A 20,746-nucleotide genomic window follows, 5' to 3' on the forward strand; every position below is an offset into this window, starting at 1 on the left:
ACGCCCCCTCACCCCTTCGTGAAGGTGAAGTCGTCCACGTCGAACAGGCCGCCCGAGCCGCTCCCCTTGAACACCAGATACAGCGTGGTGGTGCCGCGCGGGGCGCGGGACAGGTTGGCGCTGACGTCCTGGAAGGTGTCCCACCCGCCGGTCACCGGCACGGTCGCGCTGCCGAGGAGACGCCCGGTCGGCGAGCCCGCTCGGACCTCCAGCTTGCCGCCGGCGCCCCCGGAGGAGACACGCGCGGTGATCTTCGTGGCGTTGGACAGGACGTACGGCTCGAAGGAGATCCAGTCGCCGTTGGAGATGTCCCCGACCGTCTTGCCGCCGTGGGCCGTGGGCTTCGACTGGACCGCGATGCCGGAGGAGTCGCCGTAGTGCTCGGCCTGGCGGTGGGTGGGCTGGACGACGTTCTGGTCGTGGGTGGTCAGCGGCTCCTGGCCGCCGCCTCCGCCGTCGGTGTACTCGGCGTCGAACACCCCGAAGATGTTGGCGTTCTCGTCGTGGCCGCCGTCGGCGCTGGTCTGGATGGTGCCGGTGCAGCCGTTGGCGGAGGTCACCGGGTGGCCGTGGCTGTCGTGGCCGAGGATGAAGGTGACCTTGACCTTGGCGCAGTCGATCGGGCGGCCGTCCTCCGGGTCGCTGACCCTCACCTTGAACGGCACGGCGTCCCCGAAGGCGAACAGCTGCCCGTCCTGCGGGAGTTCCAGCGTCACCTTGGGCGCGGTGTTGCCGACCACGATCCGTACGCCCGCGCTGCCGGTGCGGCCCGAGGGGTCCTTCGCGGTCACGGTCGCCGTGTAGGTGCCGTTCTTCTTGTAGGTGTGCGTGGGGTTCGCGGCCGTGGAGGTGGAGCCGTCTCCGAAGTCCCAGCTGTAGGTGAGGGCGTCGCCGTCCTGGTCGCTGGTGCCGGCGGAGGAGAAGCGGACCTTCAGCCGCGCCTGGCCGGAGGTGCGGTCGGCGGCGGCCTGGGCGACCGGGGAGTGACCGTCGGTGGCGTTCTCGATGCGGTACAGGGCCGAGTGCTCGTCGCCGCCGAACCAGGAGATGCCGTAGTCGAGGACGTACAGCGCGCCGTCCGGGCCGAAGGCCATGTCCATGACCTGGGTGCCGGTCCACGGCACGTTGTTGATCGACTGCACGGTGCCGTCGGCGTCGCTGGTGATCCGCTTGATCCAGCGGCGGCCGAACTCACCGGCGAAGAAGTCGCCGTCGTACGCCTCGGGGAACTTCACCGGGGAGTCGAGCGAGGCGTCGTAGTGGTAGACCGGGCCGCCCGTCGGGGACTCGGAGCCGTCGCCGAACTCCGGGACTGAGTTGCCGTTGTAGGGGATCCAGGCCGGCTCGGCGGGCGGCAGGTCGGTGAGGCCGGTGTTGTTCGGCGAGGTGTTCTTCGGGGCCGCGCAGTCGAAGGCCGCGCCCGAGGCGCCGGTGGCGAAGTCGTAGTCGACGTAGGCGTCGTTCTTGCCGGTGCAGTACGGCCAGCCGAAGTTGCCGGGCTTGGTCACCCGGGCGAACTCGACCTGACCGGCGGGGCCGCGCGAGGCGCTGGCGGCGCCGGCGTCGGGGCCGTACTCGCCGACGTAGAGGATGCCGGTCTTCTTGTCGACGCTGAACCGGAACGGGTTGCGGAAGCCCATCGCGTAGATCTCGGGGCGGGTCTTGTCCGTGCCGGGTGCGAAGAGGTTGCCGTCGGGGACGGAGTAGGAGCCGTCGGCGTTCACCTTGATGCGCAGGATCTTGCCGCGCAGGTCGTTGGTGTTGCCCGAGGTGCGCTGGGCGTCGAAGGCCGGATTGCGGTTGGACCGCTCGTCGATGGGGGTGAAGCCGTCCGACTGGAACGGGTTGCTGTCGTCGCCCGTCGAGAGGTACAGGTTCCCGGCCGCGTCGAAGTCGATGTCACCGCCGACGTGGCAGCAGATGCCCCGGGAGGCGGGGACGTCGAGGACCTTCTTCTCGCTGGCCTTGTCGAGGGTGCCGTCGGTCTTCAGGACGAAGCGGGAGAGCCGGTTGACGCCGTCGAAGGGCGCGAAGTCCGCGGCCGTGCCGGTCTCGGGGGCGTCGCCGGCCGGGGTGTTCAACGGCGGCGCGTAGTACAGGTAGATGAAGCGGTTGTCGGCGAAGCCCGGGTCGACGCCTATGCCCTGGAGGCCCTCCTCGTCGTGGCTGTACACGTCGAGCTTGCCGGCGAGCCTGGTGTTGCCCGCCGCGTCGGTCAGCCGCAGTTCGCCGTCGCGCGAGGTGTGCAGCACCGAGCGGTCGGGGAGGACGGCGAGCGACATCGGCTCGCCGACCTCCGGCTCGCCCTTGGCGAGCGTGACCTGCTGGAAGTCCTCGGCGGCCGCCGCCTTCGGCTCGGCGTCGGCCGCGCCCGCCTGGGGCGCGGTGAGGGAGAGCGAGGCACCGGCGAGCAGCAGACCGGTCAGCAGGGCGATCGGTCCGCGCAGTCCGCGGCGTCTGAAGGTGCTGGTGGCGCTGGTGGGGTGTCTGTTGTCGTCGTACGGGTGCACGAAATGCCTCCAGTGAGGGGCTGGTCGTACGGGGGTGTGCGGTACGCCGGGGTGCGCCGTCACCCCGGAAGACGGAGGAAGCGTTACTCGTTGCCGCCGAACGCCGCGTCGAACGAGGCCGTCGGCGGTTCGAAGTCGAACGCCTTGAGGCGCGTGAGGGCTTCGGGGGCGCCCTGGAGCCGGTCCATGCCGGCGTCCTCCCACTCCACGGAGATCGGGCCCCGGTAGTCGATCGAGCGGAGCATCCGGAAGACGTCCTCCCAGGGGACGTCGCCGTGGCCGGCCGAGACGAAGTCCCAGCCCCGGCGCGGGTCGCCCCAGGGCAGGTGCGAGCCGAGGCGGCCGTTGCGTCCGTCGAGCCGCTTGCGGGCCTCTTTGCAGTCGACGTGGTAGATCCGGTCGCGGAAGTCCCACAGGAAGCCGACCGGGTCGAGGTCCTGCCACACGAAGTGCGAGGGGTCGAAGTTCAGTCCGAACGCCGGGCGACGGTCGACCGCGTCCAGTGCGCGCTGAGTCGTCCAGTAGTCATAGGCGATCTCGCTCGGGTGGACCTCGTGCGCGAACCGCACGCCCTGGGCGTCGAAGACGTCGAGGATCGGGTTCCAGCGCATCGCGAAGTCGTCGTATCCACGCTCGATCATCGACTCGGGGGCGGGCGGGAACATGGCGACCAGATGCCAGATGGCCGAGCCGGTGAAGCCGATGACGGTGTCCACGCCGAGGGCGGCCGCGGCGCGCGCGGTGTCGGCCATCTCGGCGGCGGCCCGCCGGCGTACGCCCTCGGGCTCGCCGTCGCCCCAGATGCGGGCGGGCAGGATGGCCCGGTGGCGTTCGTCGATGATGGCGTCGCACACCGCCTGCCCCACCAGGTGGTTGGAGACGGCCCAGCACTTCAGTCCGTACTTCTCCAGGAGTTGATGGCGGGAGCCGACGTACGACGGGTCGGCGAGGGCCTTGTCGACCTCGAAGTGGTCGCCCCAACAGGCGAGTTCGAGACCGTCGTAGCCGAAGTCGCGGGCGAGGCGGCAGACCTCTTCGAGGGGGAGGTCTGCCCATTGGCCGGTGAAGAGCGTGAAGTCGCGCGGCATGTGCGGGCCTCCTCAGACCGTTGTGGGGGTGTGGGACGGTGCGGGGGACGGGAAGTGGGTCGGGGTGTAGACGGAGTTCTTCTCGGCGCTCTCCTCGACCGCCGCGAGCACCCGCTGCACCTGCAGCCCGTCCGCGAACGAGGGCTCGGGCCGTCGGCCGGCCGCCACGGCGTGGACCAGGTCGCGGGCCTGGTGGACGAAGGTGTGCTCGTAGCCGAGGCCGTGCCCCGGCGGCCACCAGGCGTCGAGGTAGGGGTGGTCGGGCTCGGTGACGAGGATGCGGCGGAAGCCGGCGTGGGCGGCGGGTTCGGTGTGGTCGTGGTAGGAGAGTTCATTGAGCCGTTCGAGGTCGAAGGCCAACGAGCCGCGTTCACCGTTGAGTTCGATGCACAGGGCGTTCTTGCGGCCGGTGGCGAAGCGGGTGGCCTCGAAGGAGGCGACGGCTCCGGAGGCGAAGCGGCCGGTGAACAGGGCCGTGTCGTCGACGGTGACGGCGCCCCGCCCGGCGGTGGCGCCGGAGGACGCGAGGCCGCTGGACGCCCCGGCGGGCAGGGGCCGTTCGCGGACGAAGGTCTCCATCAGGGCGGACACCCCGACCACCGGCTCGCCCGCCAGGTACTGCGCGAGGTCGACGATGTGGGCGCCCAGATCACCGAGCGCACCGGAACCCGCGGACTCCTTGCGCAGCCGCCAGGTCAGCGGAAACTCCGGGTCTACGAGCCAGTCCTGAAGGTACGTCACCCGTACGTGGCGCAGGGCGCCCAGTCGGCCCTCGGCGACCATGCGGCGGGCGAGCGCGGTGGCCGGCAACCGGCGGTAGTTGAAGCCCACCATCGCCAACCTGCCCTGCGCGTAAGCCTCTTCGGCCGCCGATGCCATCCGGTCCGCCTCCGCGACGGTGTTGGCGAGCGGCTTCTCGCAGAGCACGTGCTTGCCGGCGGCCAGCGCGGCGAGCGCGATCTCGGCGTGGCTGTCGCCGGGGGTGCAGATGTCCACGAGGTCGATGTCGTCGCGGGCGATCAGCCGCCGCCAGTCGGTCTCCGTCCCCGCCCACCCGTGCTGGTCCGCCATGGCCCGTACCGCGTCGGCGTCCCGCCCGCAGACGGCGGCGAGCACGGGGGCGAGCGGCAGGTCGAAGACCCGCCCCGCCGTGCGCCACCCCTGCGAGTGCGCGGCTCCCATGAAGGCGTATCCGACCATCCCGACCCGCAACTGCGGCTTGTCCGCCCCACCGGCGACCCCGGCGGGCCACGACCCGACCCGAGGACCGGCCCCGGCCGGGCCGACCTCGACTCCGGCCCCGGCCCCGGACGACCCCGCCGCCCCCGAGCCGTCCGCCTCCGCGGCCCCTCCCGCGGTCCGGCTGCCGGGCTCGGCCGTGATCCCGGTGCCCGCCGCGGGCCCCGGCGCTCCTGACTCCTCCGCCTCGGCCTGGTCGGGCTGCTGCGGCTGTCCCATGCGTGTGTCCTCCTCGTGGTGGCGCGGTGGGGGGTGGGGCCCGGCCCGGTGGTCCGGGGCCGGGCCCCGCGTCGCCCCGGCCCCTGGTTCCGGTCGGGCCCGCGGTCCCGGTCGGGTCCGTCGGGCGGGACCCGTCACTTGAAGCCGGTGGCCATGTACTGGTCGACGTTGTCCTTGTCGACGACGGCCGAGTACAGCGTCAGCGAGGACGGGATCTCGAACTCGGCCAGGCCGCCGACCCCCTTGCCCTGGCCGAGGGCGCGGGCGAGGTCGATCGCGGAGGCGGCCATGGTCGGCGGGTAGAGGACGGTCGCCTTGAGCACCCCGTCGTCCTTCTTGATCGCCTGGAACGCGGAGAGCGCGCCCGCGCCGCCGACCATCAGGAAATCGTCGCGCCCGGCCTGCTCGATGGCGCGCAGGGCGCCGACGCCCTGGTCGTCGTCGTGGTTCCACAGGGCGTCGAAGTTCGACTGGGCCTGCAGGAGTTGGGCCATCTTGGCCTGCCCGGACTCGACGGTGAACTCGGCCGCCTGCCGGGCGACCTTCTTGATGTTCGGGTAGTTCTTCAGGGCGTCGTCGAAGCCCTGGGTGCGCTGCTTGGTCAGCTCCAGGTTGTCGAGCCCGGCGAGCTCGATGACCCGGGCGTCGCTCTTGTCCTTGAGCCTCTCGCCGATGTAGTGGCCGGCGTTGAGACCCATGCCGTAGTTGTCGCCCCCGATCCAGCAGCGGTACGCCTGAGGGGAGTTGAAGATGCGGTCGAGGTTGACGACGGGAATGCCGGCCCGCATCGCCTTGAGGCCGACCTGGGTGAGCGCCTTGCCGTCCGCGGGCAGCACCACCAGGACGTCGACCTTCTTGTTGATGAGGGTCTCGATCTGCCCGATCTGCTGGGCGGTGTCGTTCGACCCCTCGGTGATCTCCAGGGTGACGTCCTCGTACCGCTCGGCGCGGCTCTTGGCGTTCTGGTTGATCGCGTTGAGCCAGCCGTGGTCGGCCTGCGGTCCGGCGAAGCCGATGGTGACCGGCTTGCCGGGCTTGTCGTCGGCGGCGGGCTGGTCGTTCGCCGCCGGGTCGTCCTTGGTCTCGTTGCTGGTGCAACCTACGAGGAGGGCGCCGGCCGAGACGGCGGCGGTCCCGAAGAGCAGTCCTCTGCGGCTGGTGAACTCTGGCATGGCGTGGACCTTTCGCGTGTCGGCTCTTCGGTCGGTCAGGTCGTGCTGGCCGTGCGTCGCTGGACCAGGACCGCGGCGACGATGATCGCGCCCTTGGCGATCTGCTGGACGTCGCTCTGCAGGTTGTTGAGGGCGAAGATGTTGGTGATCGTGGTGAAGATCAGGACGCCGAGGACGGAGCCGGTGATGGTGCCCCGGCCGCCGCTGAGCAGGGTGCCGCCGATGATCGCGGCGGCGATGGCGTCGAGTTCGTAGAGGTTGCCGTTGGTGTTCTGGCCCGAGCCGGAGAGCACGATCAGCAAGAAGGCGGCGATGCCGCAGCACAACCCGGAGAGCAGGTACAGGTAGAGCCGCTGGCGGCGGACGTCGATGCCCGCGAGCCGGGCCGCCTCCGCGTTGCCGCCGACGGCGACCGTACGCCGGCCGAAGGTCGTGCGGTTCAGCACGAGCCAGCCGATGATCGTCACGAGTGCGAAGACCAGGACGAGCGGCGGGATGCCGAGGACGTAGGCGTCGCGTTCCCCGAGGTCGAGGATGGCGTCCACGGTGACGACCTGGGTGCTGCCGTCGGTGATCTGGAGGGCGAGGCCGCGTGCCGAGGCGAGCATGGCGAGGGTGGCGATGAAGGGGACCATCCCGCCGTAGGCGATGAGCAGTCCGTTCACCAGGCCGCAACCGACGCCGACGATCACCGCCGTGAAGAGGATGCCGGCGAAGCCGTACTCCTGCGTGGCGACGGTCGTCGCCCAGACCGACGCCAGGGCGACGATCGCCCCCACGGACAGGTCGATGCCGCCGGAGGTGATGACGAAGGTCATGCCGACGGTGACGACACCGATGACCGAGGCCTGGGTGAGGACGAGTTGGAGGTTGCGGGTGTCGAGGAACTCGTCGGGCCGGGTGGCGCCGCCGATCACGATCAGCGCCGCCAGGACCCCGAGCAGCGAGAGGGTGCGGACGTCGGCGCGGAACACGAGGGTGCGCCAGGCCGGCGGTTCACTGACGGGGGCCACCTTGTCGGCGCTGCCCCGGGGCGGGGACACGGGCTGGGTCATGACGCCGGGCTCCCTTCGCCGGTCGCGGGGCTCCCCGCGCCGGTCACCGGACTTGCCACACTGGCCACCGGGTTTCCTTCCATCACGAGGTCGAGGACACGGTGTTCGTCGAGTTCACGAGCGGGCGCGGTGTGCACGACCCGGCCCTCGCGCAGGACGAGCACCCGGTCGGCGAGGCCGAGGACTTCGGGCACCTCGCTGGAGACCAGCAGCACGGCGAGCCCCTCGTCGGCGAGCCGGCGCACCACCGCGTACAGCTCGGCGCGGGCTCCGACGTCGACGCCCCGGGTCGGCTCGTCGAGCAGCAGGACCCGGCAGCCGCGCAGCAGCCAGCGGGCGAGGACCGCCTTCTGCTGGTTGCCTCCCGAGAGGGTGCGGACGGGGACGGCCGGGTTGTCGGGGCGCAGGGACAGCTCGCGGGTCGCCGCGCGCGCCCCTTTCGACTCCGCCGCCCGGTCGATCCAGCCGACGCGCGCGAAGCGGGACATCGACGACACGGAAACGTTTCTGGTGACGGACTCCAGCATCAGCAGCGCCTGCGCCTTGCGCTCCTCGGGGGCGAGCCCGAGCCCGGCCCGTACGGCGGCCCGCACACTTCCCAGCCTCAACTTGCGTCCGTCGACGCTGACTTGACCGGCAGTCGGCTTGCGGGCGCCGTAGATCGTCTCCAGGATCTCCGAGCGTCCGGAGCCGACGAGTCCGGCGAGCCCCACGATCTCGCCGGGCCGCACCTCCAGGTCGAACGGCTCGAACTCCCCGGCGCGCGCCAGGCCCCGCACCTCAAGGACGGGCTCGACGGCTGCGGGGGGCGCGGGCGGGCGGTCGGGGAAGACGTACTCGACGTTGCGCCCGGTCATCAGGGCCACGACCTCGCGCGTCGGCGTGGACTTCGCGGGCAGCCCGCCCGCCACGGCCCGCCCGTCCTTCAGTACGGTCACCCGGTCGCCGATCCGGCGGATCTCCTCCAGGCGGTGCGAGATGTAGACGACGGCAACGCCGTCGGCGGTCAGGTCGCCGACGATCCTGAACAGGTTGTCGACCTCGTCCGGGTCGAGGGCGGCCGACGGTTCGTCCATCACGATCAGCCGTACGTCGTGGGAGAGCGCCCGCGCCATGGACACGATCTGCTGCTGGGCCGCCGACAACTCGCCGACCAGCCGCGACGGATCGACCTCCGGATGTCCGAGTCGCCTGAGCAGCGCGGCCGTCGACGCCCGCGCCGCCTTCCCCCGTACGACGAAGCCCGCCGCGGTGGGCTCGTGCCCGAGGTGGACGTTCTCGGCCACCGACAGCCCCTCGACCAGGTCGAGTTCCTGGTAGATGGTGGCGATGCCGAGGCGCATGGCGGCGATCGGGGACTTCAGGGTGACGGGCTCGCCCCGCCAGGTGATGGTGCCGTCGTCGGGCTGGTGGGCGCCGGCCAGAACCTTGATCAGGGTGGACTTACCGGCGCCGTTCTGGCCGAGCAGGCAGTGGACCTCTCCGGCCTGGACATCGAGGTCGACGCCGTCCAGGGCCCGGACTCCGGGGAACGACTTGGTGATGCCGGACATGGTGAGCAGCGGTAATTCTGGTGCCATGAGTTCCCCTTGGCGGGCGTGCGGGCCGGTTTCAGGGCGAAGCCGTCTGCTGGGCAGGCGTTTCGGGCAGGGCGAAGCAGAGCGCTGTACTGGCGGGCCCCGAGGGACGAGGGCCTAGGCGGGTGCGAACGGACGAGGGCTCACGCGGGTGAGAACAGGTGGTCGCTGATGAGACGGGCCGCGCCGATGACTCCGGAGGTGGGCCCCAACTCCCCCAGCACGATGGGCAGATTGCCGGTCGCGAGGGGCAGTGACTGACGGTAGACCTGGGTGCGGATGGCGGCGAGCAGGGTGTGGCCGAGGCCGGTCACCCCGCCGCCGATCACCACCAGGCCGGGATTGAAGAAGCTGACGAGTCCGGCGATGACCTGGCCGGTGCGGTTGCCGCCCTCGCGTATCAGGTCGAGCGCGGTGGCGTCGCCGGCTGCGGCCGCGGCGGCCACGTCGACGGCGGTGAGGGTGCCGTTGGTCTCCAGACGCGCGGCGAGTTCCGCCGAGAGTCCCTGCTGGGCGGCCTCCCTGGCGTCGCGGGCGAGCGCGGAGCCGCTGAAGTGGGCCTCCAGACAGCCCCGGTTGCCGCAGGCGCAGGGGCGGCCGTCCGGTACGGCGAGGATGTGCCCGATGTCGCCGGCGCTGCCCGTCGTACCGCGGTGGACCTCACCGCCGACGACGATGCCGCAGCCTATGCCGGTGCCGATCTTGACGCAGAGGAAGTCGCCCACGGAACGGGCCACGCCCGCGTGCATCTCCCCCATCGCCATCAGGTTCACGTCGTTGTCGACCATGACGGGGCAGCCGAGTTCCTGACTGAGCGCCTCGCGGACCGGGAACCCGTCCCAGCCCGGCATGATCGGCGGGGCGACCGGGACGCCCTCCGGGAAGCGGACCGGTCCGGGGACGCCGATGCCGGCGCCGTCGAACCCTTCCGCGAGCCCGGATGCCCTGAGCTTGGCCGCCATGGACAGCACCTGCTCGAAGACGGCGACCGGGCCCTCCCTGACGTCCATCGGCTGGTTGATGTGCCCGAGGATCTCCAACTCGGCGTTGGTGACGCCCACATCGATCGAGGTGGCGCCGATGTCCACGCCCAGGAAACGCAGTTGGGGAGCGAGGCGGATGTTGTGCGACCGGCGGCCACCGCGCGAGGCGGCGAGCCCGTCGGCCACGACCAGTCCCGTCTCCAGGAGCCGGTCCACCTCCACGGCCAGTTTCGACCGCGAGAGGTCCACCCGATCGCCCAGCTGGGCACGCGAGTTGGGCCCTCCGTCCCGCAACAGCCGCAGCAGCCGTGCCTGATGCGCGTTCGCGGGTCGAGCCGTCATGCGTCTCACAAGCCCCTCCCCGCCTCGATCGGCCGCAACGTCCGTCGGGTTCCGGCCACTTCGTCGCGACCGACCTTTCGCAGGGGAACGTAGCAGCGGCTGCCGGGGCTGGGAAGAAGTTGCGCACGAATTGCCGTCAACTTTCTCCACTGAGAGGACAAAGGGCGTCGCGGCGGCGGGCAGGGACGGGCACGCCCCGGAGGGTGTGGGCGACCGCCGACACCGAGGTCCACGAGGGCCGAGGCCCATGCAGCCGAGGCCCAAGACGCCGAGGTCCACGACGGCATGGCGCTCGCGTCGGCGGCGCGCGAAAAGGGCGGCCGCCTCAGAGACGGCGGCCGCCCTGTTCGTGAGTCTCCGTCACTTCTCCCGCTCGTGATACGTCTTACGGGTGTGTTCCGTGTGGGCCCGCATGACCTCCGTTGCCCGCTGTTCGTCGCGGCCCGAGATCGCCGCGATGAGCTCGCGGTGTTCGATCCAGGACTGGTGGCCGCGTTGCCGGGCGACGGGGGTGTAGTACCAGCGGACACGGCGGTCGACCTGGGCGGCGAGTTCGGCGAGGACCGTGTTGCCGGCCAGCTCCATGACCTTCGCGTGGAAGCGGGCGTTGAGGGCGACGGCCGCGTCGACGTCGTCGGCCTCGACGGCCCGCTCGCCCTCCGCGCAGAGCTCCTCCAGGGCCGCGATGCCCGCCGTACCGGCGTTCGCCGCCGCGAGCCGGGCGGCCTCGGCCTCCAGCAGGGTGCGCACCGTGAGGAGTTGGTCGGCCTCCGCCTCCGTCGGCTCGTGCACGAACGCGCCCTGGGCGGGCCGCAGGTCGACCCACCCCTCCGTGTTGAGCCGCTGCAGGGCCTCGCGGACGGGCTGCCGGGAGACCCCGAGGTGCCCGGCGAGTTCGCTCTCGACGAGGTGCTGGCCGGGGCGCAGCGCACGGGTGGTGATGAGCTCGAGCAGGGCCTCGTAGACGCGGTCGCGCAGCGGACCGGGGCGTTCGAGCTTGGGCACGGCCCCTTGCGGAAGTCCTGTCGACAACATGGGGTCCCCTCCAGAGCACCACTGGATGTCACGCACACGGAAAGTCAACGGCCCGTACGGGAAAGAACTCGGAGGAACCCGGAAGAACGGGAAAATCCAAGTCACCAGCCAGTATGGATTGGCTTTCGTCTACAGTCTACGGGCCACAATGGCCAGCCCGATGGAGGGTCGGGCTCGTCACATCCCCGTTGTCGGTTCACGAACGCCCTGCTCAGGGGCAGCGGACCACCTGTCCGGCGTAGGAGAGGTTGCCACCGAAGCCGAACAGCAGCACCGGGTCGCCGGAGGAGATCTCGCCGCGTTCGACGAGCTTGGAGAAGGCCAGGGGGATACTGGCGGCCGAGGTGTTGCCGGAGTGGACGACGTCCTTGGCGACGACGGCGTTCACCGCGCCGATCTTCTCGGCGAGGGGCTCGATGATGCGCAGGTTGGCCTGGTGCAGCACGACCGCGGCGAGGTCGGCGGGGGTGAGCCCGGCCTTCTCGCAGGCGGCGCGGGCGATGGGCGGCAGTTTGGTGGTGGCCCACCGGTAGACGCTCTGCCCCTCCTGCGCGAACCGGGCGGGGGTGCCCTCGATCCGTACGGCGTTGCCCATCTCGGGCACCGATCCCCACAGCACCGGCCCGATGCCGGGCTCCTCGGCGGCCTCGACGACGGCCGCGCCCGCCCCGTCCCCGACGAGGACACAGGTGGTGCGGTCGGTCCAGTCCGTGACCTCGGACATCTTGTCGGCGCCGATGACGAGGGCCCGGGTGGCGGCGCCCGCACGGACGGCGTGGTCGGCGGTGGCGAGGGCGTGGGTGAACCCGGCACACACGACGTTGACGTCCATGGCGGCGGGGTTCGGGATAGAGAGCCGGTGCGCGACCCGGGCCGCCATGTTCGGGGAGCGGTCGACGGCGGTGGAGGTGGCGACGACGACCAGGTCGATGGCCTCGGGACCGAGTCCGGCGGCGGCAAGGGCCTTGGCGGCGGCGTGCCCGGCCAGCTCGTCCACCGGCTCGTCGGGGCCCGCGATGTGCCGGGTGCGGATGCCCACTCGGCTCGTGATCCACTCGTCACTGGTGTCGACCAGGCCCGCCAGGTCCTTGTTGGTGAGGACCTTGGCGGGCTGGTAGTGGCCGACGGCGGCGATTCGCGAGCCGTTCATGGGTGGTTCCCCTCGTTGCCTGTGGTCAGCGGGATCCACCAGTCTGATCAGTGACTCACGGGTACAAGGGCGGGTGAGGCGACAGTAAAGCGCGGCCCGAGTTGTGGGCTTCTGTCAGACCCGCGACGAGCTCCGGCGTGATCGGCGTGCCCGGCTCGATGTGCCCTCAGCAGAGATCGAGGCGGTCGAAGTCGTACGTCTCGTGGTTCGGGACCTCGTGCCTCGAGTTGTCCGCCGGGATGTACCGGTGGTACTTGGGCCCCCAGAAGTGGACTTCGGCTCCGCCGGTCTGGTGGTTGACGACAGCGAGCGCGTCGATGAAGTTCGAGAGACCGCGTGTCGCACTTGTACAGGTGGAAGAGGCTGTGCTTGCCGTCGCCCTGGCCGACCGAGACACAGGCGATGCCACTTCGCGCGGCGCACAGGCCCAGCCTCCAGTCCCGAGTGAAACTCGACACATCCCGCTCCACCACCTCGCCCGAGAACAGCGGGTAGATCCCCGGTGTCCATGCGGCCGCTCCGGCCGCTCCGGTCCAGGACGACGGCTCCGTCCAGGACGGAGTCGCCGGGTTCGCTGAGCACGACCGAGTCGAGCATCCGGATCAGGCGTGGATGGCGGGTCCGGCGCCCGAACTCGGCTTCGCGCCGGGTGGTCTCCACGAGAGCACGCGCCTGACGTGGGGCCAGTTGGGCGGTGGGCAGGAACTTGAGCGCGACGGCTCGCTCCCGCCCGCCCTCGGACCGGCCTCGCGGTTCGTCGCCCCTCGGGCTCGCCGGCCGCCCCTCGTGGACGGTTCCCCAGCCCCCGCTCGCGATCCGTTCCCCGACCTCCCAGTCGCCCACCCGGTAGCCGGCCGGTAAGTGGGCCAGGGGCGCGCTCATCCGACGCACGCTCTCGCCCGTACGCCTTCCGCCACTCGCCGAGGCAGCAGACCCAGGTGCTCCTCGCGGACGAGTCCGAAGCGGAGTGCGAGCTCGACGATCGCCTCGCGCTTGCCGTTGCGGCGGGCGCCGGGCCCCGGGTCCGTCGGGGAGGCGGCGACCAGCCGGAGTTTCTCCTCGGCGAGGTAGTCGATGTGGGAGCTGACGGCGCGGGCGGTGAGCCCGCGGTACCCCGGGCAGTTCCTGAGACGTTCGACGATCTGCGGCGTGGTCGGCACGGCGATCACCGACTCGTCGCGCAGCCGGGGCTCGCAGAGCGCCACCAGGATCAGGAAGTAGGTGGCGGTCTCGTCCAGGGAGTAGGCGACGAGGGTCTGCGTCCCCCACCGGCCGCCCGCGAGCTGCGCGCGGTCGGCGTCGAGGTACACGTGATCCGGCGCGAACACCTGGAAGCTCACCGTCGACCCCCGGGTGGGCAGAACGACCCGGGCGAACTCGAAGGGGATGGGTGCCCCGGCCCGGCGCGGTGGCACGCGTAAGTACTCCCCGGCTCCCTCCGGGTTCTCCACCAGGTAGCTCTGGGTGGCACTGAAGTTGCTCAACTGCCAGTGGTCCTCGGTCACCCGTATCTCGCCCGCCAGCCGGGAGACCGCCGGATCGCGGAGCCGCACCTCCACCGGGGTGTCGGCCGAACCGCGCCCGAACCGGGCGACGTCACCCGGTCCCAGACGCAGGGTCACCGGCGCCGTGCCTCGCCCCCGGGCCTCGACGTGGCCCCCGTTCTCCACCCCGTGGCCGTGACCGCCTCCGTGCCTCTGTCCGTCCCGCGGAAGATGAATAGTCACTCCGCTCATCCAACGCCCCCGATCCTTGCCGCCCCGTCCCGTCCGCCCCTGACGGACACCGCCGCCGACCGAGGTCGCGGTGCCCGCATGTGTCTCGGACGCCACAGGAAAGTGTTCCGTTCGATCTCCACACCGGCCCCGTGTGCGGGCAGTGGTACGGGGCCGTCCTTCCGTCCCCCTGGCGGGAGGACGGCCCCTGGCACGTATCCGGTGGAGGTCCGGTCAGTAGAGCTTGTTGACGGCCGTGGTCGTGGTCTTCTTGAAGGCGTCCACGGGCGCGCCGGTGAAGTCGCCCAGCTGCTGCCACTGCACGACGGTGACGGTCTTGCCGTCCCGTCCCACCGACAGCAGGGAGACATCGGTGGAGCCGCCCGCCGTCTCGATGTTCACGCCGCGGACGTGGGCGCCCGCCTCGACCGGCAGCGTGCCGAAGTCCCGGCCCTCGGCGTCGACGTCGGGCGAGTTCGCCTCCAGGCGGTCGGCGCAGGTGCGGATCAGGTCGTCGTAGTGCTTCGCCAGAGCCTTGGCCTGACCGGCCGAGCCCGTCACGACGGTCAGCTGGACGGCGCTGGTGTCCACGTCGGTGCGGAACTCCCGGTGCCGGTAGTCCCAGTCGAGCACGCCCTCCGTGCTCACACAGACGCCGAGCGCCTCCGGGAACCCCTCGGTGACCGGCCCGGCGGTCCAGGACGACGTCGGGTGCGGCGGCAGCTGCGACGCCGACAGGAACGTGGGCGCGGCCGCCTTCGTCGCGGCGCCGGCGGCCGGCGCGGTGAGGACCGCGCCCGCCGAGAGGGCGGCGACGGCGAGAGCGGCGAGAGCGCTCGTACGCATCCGCATGGACATGGGTGTTCCCCCTGTGATGAGTGGTGCGTGGTCATGAACGCCCCGATGAGACCGGTGGTCAGCCGGGCCCCGCTCGGTGCGACACCAAGAGCATCAGCGGTCACATCAGCCGGGTGCAACAGCCGACGGCCCGTCGAGAGCACTGGAACCATCCCACCCCATCTGACCAGCGGTTACATAGGTGCCTGGGACACGGTCGCGGCCACATCGGGCCGTACGACGCGAAGGGCCCGTCGCGAAAGTCCGTTGAGCCGCCGGCGGATGTCGGGGAGGGTCTGATCATGGAGTACTTCTGCTACCACCGCGACCGGCCCGGGTCCCTCACGTTGCGCGAGGAACTGCTGGAACAGCACTGGTCCTACATGGACGGGTACGAGAAGGAGCTGATCGCGCGCGGCCCGACGTTCGCCGGTGACGGCGAGACTCCCACGGGCAGCCTGCACATCGTCGACCTGCCCGATCCCGCCGCCGCCCGCGCGTTCGCCTTCGACGAGCCCAATTACCAGGCGGGCGCGTACCGGGACGTGCTGCTGCGCCGGTGGCGGAACCTGCTGGGGCGCACCATGTGGGAGTTTCCGGGTGGCGCCGGCGGCGGCAATCGGTACCTGGTGCTCGGCCTGGGCTCGGGGCCGGCCGCCGACGTCGACGTACCGTCCGACCGGGACGATCTGATCGCGTACGGGCCGCTGCTGTCCGACGACGGCACCGCGTGGCTGGGGACCGCCGTGCTGCTCAGGGCCCCGGACCCGGACTCGGCACGCGCCGTCCTGACCGCGGACCGGTACGCAGCCGTCGAGGTCCACGACTGGGAGTTCGGCGGCCGACGCTGAGGCGGTCTCGACGTCGGGACGAACCGGGTCAACGGCTGCCCGAGACGTTCCTGGCGGGCATGGGGCCGGTGCCGGGCCGGTGCCCCGTGTAGCGCGGTCGGCGGCCCGGTGCCGCGTAGGCCAGGTGCACGAGACGGGAGTGTTCCTGACGCATGTGCATCAGGGACTCCAGGATGTAGCCGACGAGCAGGACGAGCACGGCGATCGTCATGATCGCGGCGGCGAGGATCGCCGTGGGGATGCGCGGCACGGTGCCCGTGCGGATGAACTCGGCGATGACGGGGATGCCGAGGACGACCGAGACGAAGGCCAGGATTCCCGCGACCACGGTGTGGACGAGCGAGGGCCGCTCACGCCGGGCGAGATCGAGGATGACCCGCAGGATGCGCCAGCCGTCCCGGAAGGTGCGCAGTTTGCTCTCGCTCCCGGCGGGTCTGACCCGGTAGTCCACCTCCACCTCGGCCGTGGGCAGCCGGAGGTGGAGCGCGTGGATGGTCATCTCGGTCTCGGTCTCGAACTGGCGGGCCAGCGCCGGGAAGGACTTGACGAAGCGGCGCGAGAAGACGCGGTAGCCGCTCAGCATGTCGGTCACGTCGTTGCCGAACAGGAACCGCACCGCGCCGGTGAGCAGCCTGTTGCCGGTCGCGTGCCCCACCCGGTAGGCCGCGCTGACGGTCTCCCGGCGGGCGCCGACCACCTGGTCGTACGGCCCCTCGAAGAGCAGGTTGACCAGGTCGCGCGCCCGGGACGCGTCGTAGGTGTCGTCGCCGTCGATGAGCAGCAGGGCGTCGGCGTCGACATCGGCGAAGGCCCGCCGGATGACGTTGCCCTTTCCCTTGCGCGGTTCCTGACGGACGATCGCGCCCGCCGCACGGGCGACCTCCACCGTGCGGTCGGTCGAGGCGTTGTCGTACACGTAGATGTCCGCCTCCGGGAGCGCCATCCTCAGGTCGCGCACCACCTTTCCGACGGCGGCCTCCTCGTTGTGACACGGCACGACACACGCGATCGTCGGTTGCACGGCCACTCCCTACCTGACCCGGCGTCGAATGACGACAGAATTTTCGGATGACGATAGGAAATAATGCGTTATGGGCGCGTCCGGACGGTCAGGACGCGCCGGGTCGTTACTCTCGCCGTGTGCTGGTCCTCGTATCTGTGGCGCTGCGTGTGCGCGATGCCGTCCGGGGTGTCTGGCGCGAGGCCGCCAAGTTCGGGGTCGTCGGGGCGCTGGCCTTCGTGGTGGACAACGGCGGCTACAACCTGCTGGTGTTCGGTCTCCCCGGCGGCGTGGAGGGCGGGGTGATGCGAGCCGCCCCCGTGCCGGCCTCCGTCGTCGCGACGTCCGCCGCGGCGCTCTTCAGCTGGGCGGGGAACCGTTACTGGACCTACCGCCACCGGCATCGCGAGAACATGACGCAGGAGCTGGCCCTGTTCCTGTTCGTGAACGCGGTCGGTGTCGCCATCACCGCGGGCACGGTCTTCGCCTCGCGGCATCTGCTCGGGCTGGAATCGATGGCGAGCGACAACGCCGCCCGCGTCCTCGGCTGGGTCCTCGCCACCCTGTTCCGCTTCGTCACCTACCGGCGCTACGTCTTCGTCGCGCCCTGAACGGCAGCACGACCCGATCCCCGCCGCGCCCTGATCCCCATTGCGTCCTGATCCCCGCCGCGCCCTGATCCCCATTGCGTCCTGATCCCCGCCGCGTCCTGGTCCCCGCCGCGCCCTGGTCCCCACCTCGCCCGATCCCCGCCGCGCCCCGCCCCGTTCGGCCCCGTCGACGCTGTTAGCATCCGCCGCATGGGACAAAAGGTGCGTATTTCGGGCGAAAAGCGCTGGACCTGGTGGCTGACCGGGCTCGCCGTGGCGTGTTGCCTGGGCACGTCCGTCGTCTTCACCCCCGGGTTCATGAGTCCCGACAGCATCGACCAGCTCCGGCAGGCCATGGGCAGGACGCCGCTGACCGACTGGCATCCGCCCGTGCTGAGCCTGGTGTGGCGCGCGCTGATCGCCGTCACCGGAACGCCCGCGTCCATGGCCGTCCTCCAGTCCGTCGTCCTCTGGGGCGCGCTGTGGGTGCTCGCCCGGTGCGTCTGGGAGATGACCGCGAGCCGGGCCGGTTCGCTCGCCGTCCTCGGTCTCGGGCTGACTCCCCCCGTGCTGACCTTCGTCGGCGTCGTCTGGAAGGACGTGCACGCGGCCTGCGCGCTGCTGGCGGCCTGCGCGGTGGCGTTCGTCGGACTGCGGCTGCGGGACCGCGGACCGTCCCCCAGGATGCGCTGGGGTCTGCTCTGGCTGGGCGTGTTCTTCCTCGCCTACGCCGTGCTCGTGCGCAAGAACGCCTTCCTCGCCGCGATCCCGATGTTCGTCCTGCTCGTCCTCGCGCTGTGGCACTCCCCCGGGCGCCGTACGTGGGCCGCGTGCACGGCGGCGCTGGTGGCCGCGGTCGTCCTGCCCGCCGCGGCGATCTCCTTGATCGCGCGGCCCGTGCAGACGGAGCAGGGCGCGCAGATCGTGCTCGACGACCTCGTCCACGTCCTGACCGTGGAGGAACTGCGGTCGGCCGACGTGCGGCCGGAGCTGCGGGACCGCCTGGTGGCCGCCGCCGAGGAGTGCGACCGCGTCGACGCCCTGTCGGACGCCTACTGGGCCTGCTACGAACGCTCGCCGGACGGAATGGCCGGCGACGCGGACGAGCTCACCTCCCTGTGGCTGCGCGAGATGCGCGGACACGTCAGCGGCTATCTCCAGTACCGGCTGCGGGTCTTCACCGCCCTGCTGTTCGAGACGGGCTACGTGTACCAGCCGGGGGTCTTCGGCAACGACCTCGGCATCGAGGTCGCCCGTCCCCGGCTGGAGGCCACCCTCGCCTCGTACGTCAACGGTGTGGCCACCGATCTGCGGCCGCTCTTCCGGGGATGGTTCTGGCTCGCCGTCGCGCTCGTGCTCACCGTCCGTCCGGGCAGAGGGAGGTTCTCCCTGCCGATCCGGGCGCTGGGCATCAGCTCGCTGGCGTACGTGCTCGGCTACCTGCCCATCGTCCCGGCGACGAACTACCGCTACGTCTACTGGCCGGCGCTCGCCTGCGCGCTCGGTCTGCTGCTGCTGTGGGTCGACCGCGCCACCCCCGACCGGCCCACGACGGGCTCCGGCGTCCGGCACGACAGCGCCGCCGTCACCCTCCCCACCGCCGTGACGGCACATCAGCCGACGGCCACCGAGGACCGGTCCGCGACATGAGTGTGCCGATGCCGGTTCCCCGGCATCGGCATCGCCACAGCACGGTCGTGGCACTCACCCGGTGAAGAGTTGCGTCGCCTTCCGTACGAGTTCGTAGAGCCCGTAGGCGAGCGGGACGCCCACCCAGACCCACGCGAAGGCGATCAGGGGGCGCCGGTCAGGCGGGTTCGGACTGCTGTCGCTGGACGACATCGGCGGCCTCCCTCGGGGCGGGGATATGGAAGCGGGGGTGGACGGGCCGGACCAGTTCGTTGGCGACGAAGCCGACGACGAGCAGCCCGATCATGATGAAGAAGGACGTGCCGTAGAGGTCGGAGCCGGACTTGCCCGCCTCCTCCTGCCGGTCGGCGATCCAGTTGACGATCAGCGGTCCGAGGACACCGGCCGTGGACCAGGCGGTGAGCAGCCGGCCGTGGATGGCGCCGACCTGGTAGGTGCCGAAGAGGTCCTTCAGATAGGCGGGGATCGTGGCGAAGCCGCCGCCGTAGAAGGACAGGATCACCAGGGCGCAGACGATGAACAGCGGCTTGGAGGCGTCGCCGAACTGCGCGATCAGCAGGTACATCAGCGCGCCGACGCCGAGGTAGACGCGGTAGATGTTCTTGCGCCCGATGAGGTCGGACGTCGAGGACCAGACGATACGGCCCGTCATGTTGGCCGCGGAGAGCAGCGCGACGAAACCGGCGGCCGCGGTGACGGTGACCGGGGTGGAGGAGTCCGCGAAGAAGTCCGTGATCATCGGGGCGGCCTTCTCCAGGATGCCGATCCCCGCGGACACGTTCATGCACAGAATGACCCACAGGCACCAGAACTGCGGGGTGCGGATGGCGTTGCGGGCCGAGACCTGCGGGCCCGCGAGCACGCTCGGTGCGCTGTCGACCGGCCGCTCGGAGCGCGGCACCCGGACCAGCAGTACGCCGAGCAGCATGAACACGGCGTACGACAGTCCGTGCACCAGGAAGGCGAGGGCGATGCCGGAGGAGTCGGAGCCGAAGGACTCCAGCATCTGGGCGGACCAGGGCGAGGCGATCAGCGCGCCGCCACCGAAGCCCATGATCGCGATGCCGGTGGCCATGCCGGGCCGGTCCGGGAACCATTTGATCAGGGTCGAGACGGGCGAGATGTAGCCGATGCCGAGGCCTATGCCGCCGACGAAGCCGTAGCCGAAGACGATCAGCCAGTACTGCTCGGTGGCCGCGCCGAGGGAGGCGAGCAGGAAGCCGGAGGAGAAGCAGATCAGCGCGACGGTCATCGCCCAGCGCGGCCCGTTGCGCTCGACGAGGGTGCCGCCGAACGCGGCGGACAGGCCCAGCATGACGATGCCCAGCTGGAAGGGCAGGGCGCTCTGGGTGCCGCTGAGGCCGAGCGCCGATTCGAGTGGCGGCTTGAAGACGCTCCAGGCGTAGGCCTGCCCGATGGAGAGATGTACGGAGAGTGCGGCCGGGGGGACGAGCCAGCGGCTCCAGCCCGGAGGCGCGACGGGGGGACTCATGATCCCGGACGGTAGGGAGTGGCGGGGGAGTTGAGAAGGCGGCACGTCGACCGTATGCGATGAACGGTATCCACCGCGCGCCGAACGGTCGTTCCCCGGCCGGACCCGCCTTTCGCGTACCGGCCACCTTCATGTCCGAGTAATGCCTTGCCCGGTCGTTGCGCGAGGTCTTGTCGACCCAACTTCCATACTGTAGACAATATTTCGTCGACACAGTTCGAACAGTGCGCCATCTCCGCGG

General features: G+C 71.0%; 17 protein-coding genes. 3 read left to right on the forward strand and 14 right to left on the reverse strand.

Annotation, left to right across the window (positions count from 1 at the left end):
* Positions 1–8 precede the first annotated feature (8 nt).
* From GWK25_RS28890 to GWK25_RS28940, 11 genes are all read right to left on the reverse strand, one after another.
* Complete coding sequence (locus tag GWK25_RS28890) at positions 9–2,510, reverse strand: PQQ-dependent sugar dehydrogenase (RefSeq protein WP_215454336.1); 2,502 nt, start codon at positions 2,508–2,510, stop codon at positions 9–11.
* An 83-nt stretch (positions 2,511–2,593) separates the two neighbouring features.
* Complete coding sequence (locus tag GWK25_RS28895) at positions 2,594–3,598, reverse strand: sugar phosphate isomerase/epimerase (RefSeq protein ID WP_215454337.1); 1,005 nt, start codon at positions 3,596–3,598, stop codon at positions 2,594–2,596.
* A 12-nt stretch (positions 3,599–3,610) separates the two neighbouring features.
* Entirely contained in the window at positions 3,611–5,056 is a 1,446-nt protein-coding gene (locus tag GWK25_RS28900; protein WP_215454338.1) for a Gfo/Idh/MocA family protein, read from the reverse strand.
* Between the two features lie 134 nt (positions 5,057–5,190).
* The gene (locus GWK25_RS28905; protein ID WP_215454339.1) at positions 5,191–6,228 is read right to left on the reverse strand and encodes a substrate-binding domain-containing protein; all 1,038 of its coding nucleotides are present in this window, start codon (positions 6,226–6,228) and stop codon (positions 5,191–5,193) included.
* A 35-nt stretch (positions 6,229–6,263) separates the two neighbouring features.
* Positions 6,264–7,283: an ABC transporter permease gene (locus tag GWK25_RS28910; protein ID WP_215454340.1), complete on the reverse strand. Its 1,020-nt coding sequence runs from the start codon at positions 7,281–7,283 to the stop codon at positions 6,264–6,266.
* Complete coding sequence (locus GWK25_RS28915) at positions 7,280–8,863, reverse strand: sugar ABC transporter ATP-binding protein (protein ID WP_215454341.1); 1,584 nt, start codon at positions 8,861–8,863, stop codon at positions 7,280–7,282. Before GWK25_RS28915 ends, GWK25_RS28910 begins: the two co-directional genes overlap by 4 nt.
* A 140-nt stretch (positions 8,864–9,003) precedes the next feature.
* Positions 9,004–10,185: an ROK family transcriptional regulator gene (locus tag GWK25_RS28920; protein WP_215454342.1), complete on the reverse strand. Its 1,182-nt coding sequence runs from the start codon at positions 10,183–10,185 to the stop codon at positions 9,004–9,006.
* A 360-nt stretch (positions 10,186–10,545) separates the two neighbouring features.
* The gene (locus tag GWK25_RS28925; RefSeq protein WP_215454343.1) at positions 10,546–11,220 is read right to left on the reverse strand and encodes a GntR family transcriptional regulator; all 675 of its coding nucleotides are present in this window, start codon (positions 11,218–11,220) and stop codon (positions 10,546–10,548) included.
* Positions 11,221–11,431: 211 nt separating this feature from the next.
* Positions 11,432–12,370, reverse strand: a complete 939-nt coding sequence (locus GWK25_RS28930) for a beta-ketoacyl-ACP synthase III (protein ID WP_215454344.1) — start codon at positions 12,368–12,370, stop codon at positions 11,432–11,434.
* An 878-nt stretch (positions 12,371–13,248) separates the two neighbouring features.
* Complete coding sequence (locus GWK25_RS28935; RefSeq protein ID WP_251829078.1) at positions 13,249–14,106, reverse strand: serine/threonine protein kinase; 858 nt, start codon at positions 14,104–14,106, stop codon at positions 13,249–13,251.
* A gap of 213 nt (positions 14,107–14,319) precedes the next feature.
* Positions 14,320–14,943: a hypothetical protein gene (locus tag GWK25_RS28940; protein ID WP_215454346.1), complete on the reverse strand. Its 624-nt coding sequence runs from the start codon at positions 14,941–14,943 to the stop codon at positions 14,320–14,322.
* 281 nt (positions 14,944–15,224) lie between these two features.
* Here GWK25_RS28940 and GWK25_RS28945 point away from each other — a divergent pair, with 281 nt between their 5' ends.
* Entirely contained in the window at positions 15,225–15,773 is a 549-nt protein-coding gene (locus GWK25_RS28945) for a YciI family protein (protein WP_215454347.1), read from the forward strand.
* A gap of 28 nt (positions 15,774–15,801) precedes the next feature.
* On the opposite strand, the gene GWK25_RS28950 is transcribed toward GWK25_RS28945, so the two are convergent.
* The gene (locus tag GWK25_RS28950; RefSeq protein WP_215454348.1) at positions 15,802–16,800 is read right to left on the reverse strand and encodes a glycosyltransferase family 2 protein; all 999 of its coding nucleotides are present in this window, start codon (positions 16,798–16,800) and stop codon (positions 15,802–15,804) included.
* 113 nt (positions 16,801–16,913) lie between these two features.
* On the opposite strand from GWK25_RS28950, the gene GWK25_RS28955 reads away from it, so the two are divergent.
* Together GWK25_RS28955 and GWK25_RS28960 are read left to right on the forward strand one after the other, a co-directional pair.
* Complete coding sequence (locus tag GWK25_RS28955; protein ID WP_215454349.1) at positions 16,914–17,384, forward strand: GtrA family protein; 471 nt, start codon at positions 16,914–16,916, stop codon at positions 17,382–17,384.
* Between the two features lie 189 nt (positions 17,385–17,573).
* Positions 17,574–19,013 carry a hypothetical protein gene (locus tag GWK25_RS28960; protein WP_215454350.1) on the forward strand — a complete coding sequence of 480 codons (1,440 nt, stop codon included), beginning with the start codon at positions 17,574–17,576 and terminating at the stop codon, positions 19,011–19,013.
* A 54-nt stretch (positions 19,014–19,067) separates the two neighbouring features.
* Here the strand turns inward: GWK25_RS28960 and GWK25_RS28965 are convergent, their stop codons facing one another.
* Positions 19,068–19,205: a hypothetical protein gene (locus GWK25_RS28965; protein ID WP_215454351.1), complete on the reverse strand. Its 138-nt coding sequence runs from the start codon at positions 19,203–19,205 to the stop codon at positions 19,068–19,070.
* Complete coding sequence (locus tag GWK25_RS28970) at positions 19,171–20,505, reverse strand: OFA family MFS transporter (RefSeq protein ID WP_215454352.1); 1,335 nt, start codon at positions 20,503–20,505, stop codon at positions 19,171–19,173. The genes GWK25_RS28965 and GWK25_RS28970 overlap by 35 nt, the downstream gene beginning before the upstream one ends.
* Positions 20,506–20,746: the final 241 nt, after the last annotated feature.

The organism is Streptomyces sp. ATCC 21386 (genome assembly GCF_018728545.1).
Taxonomy (GTDB): domain Bacteria; phylum Actinomycetota; class Actinomycetes; order Streptomycetales; family Streptomycetaceae; genus Streptomyces.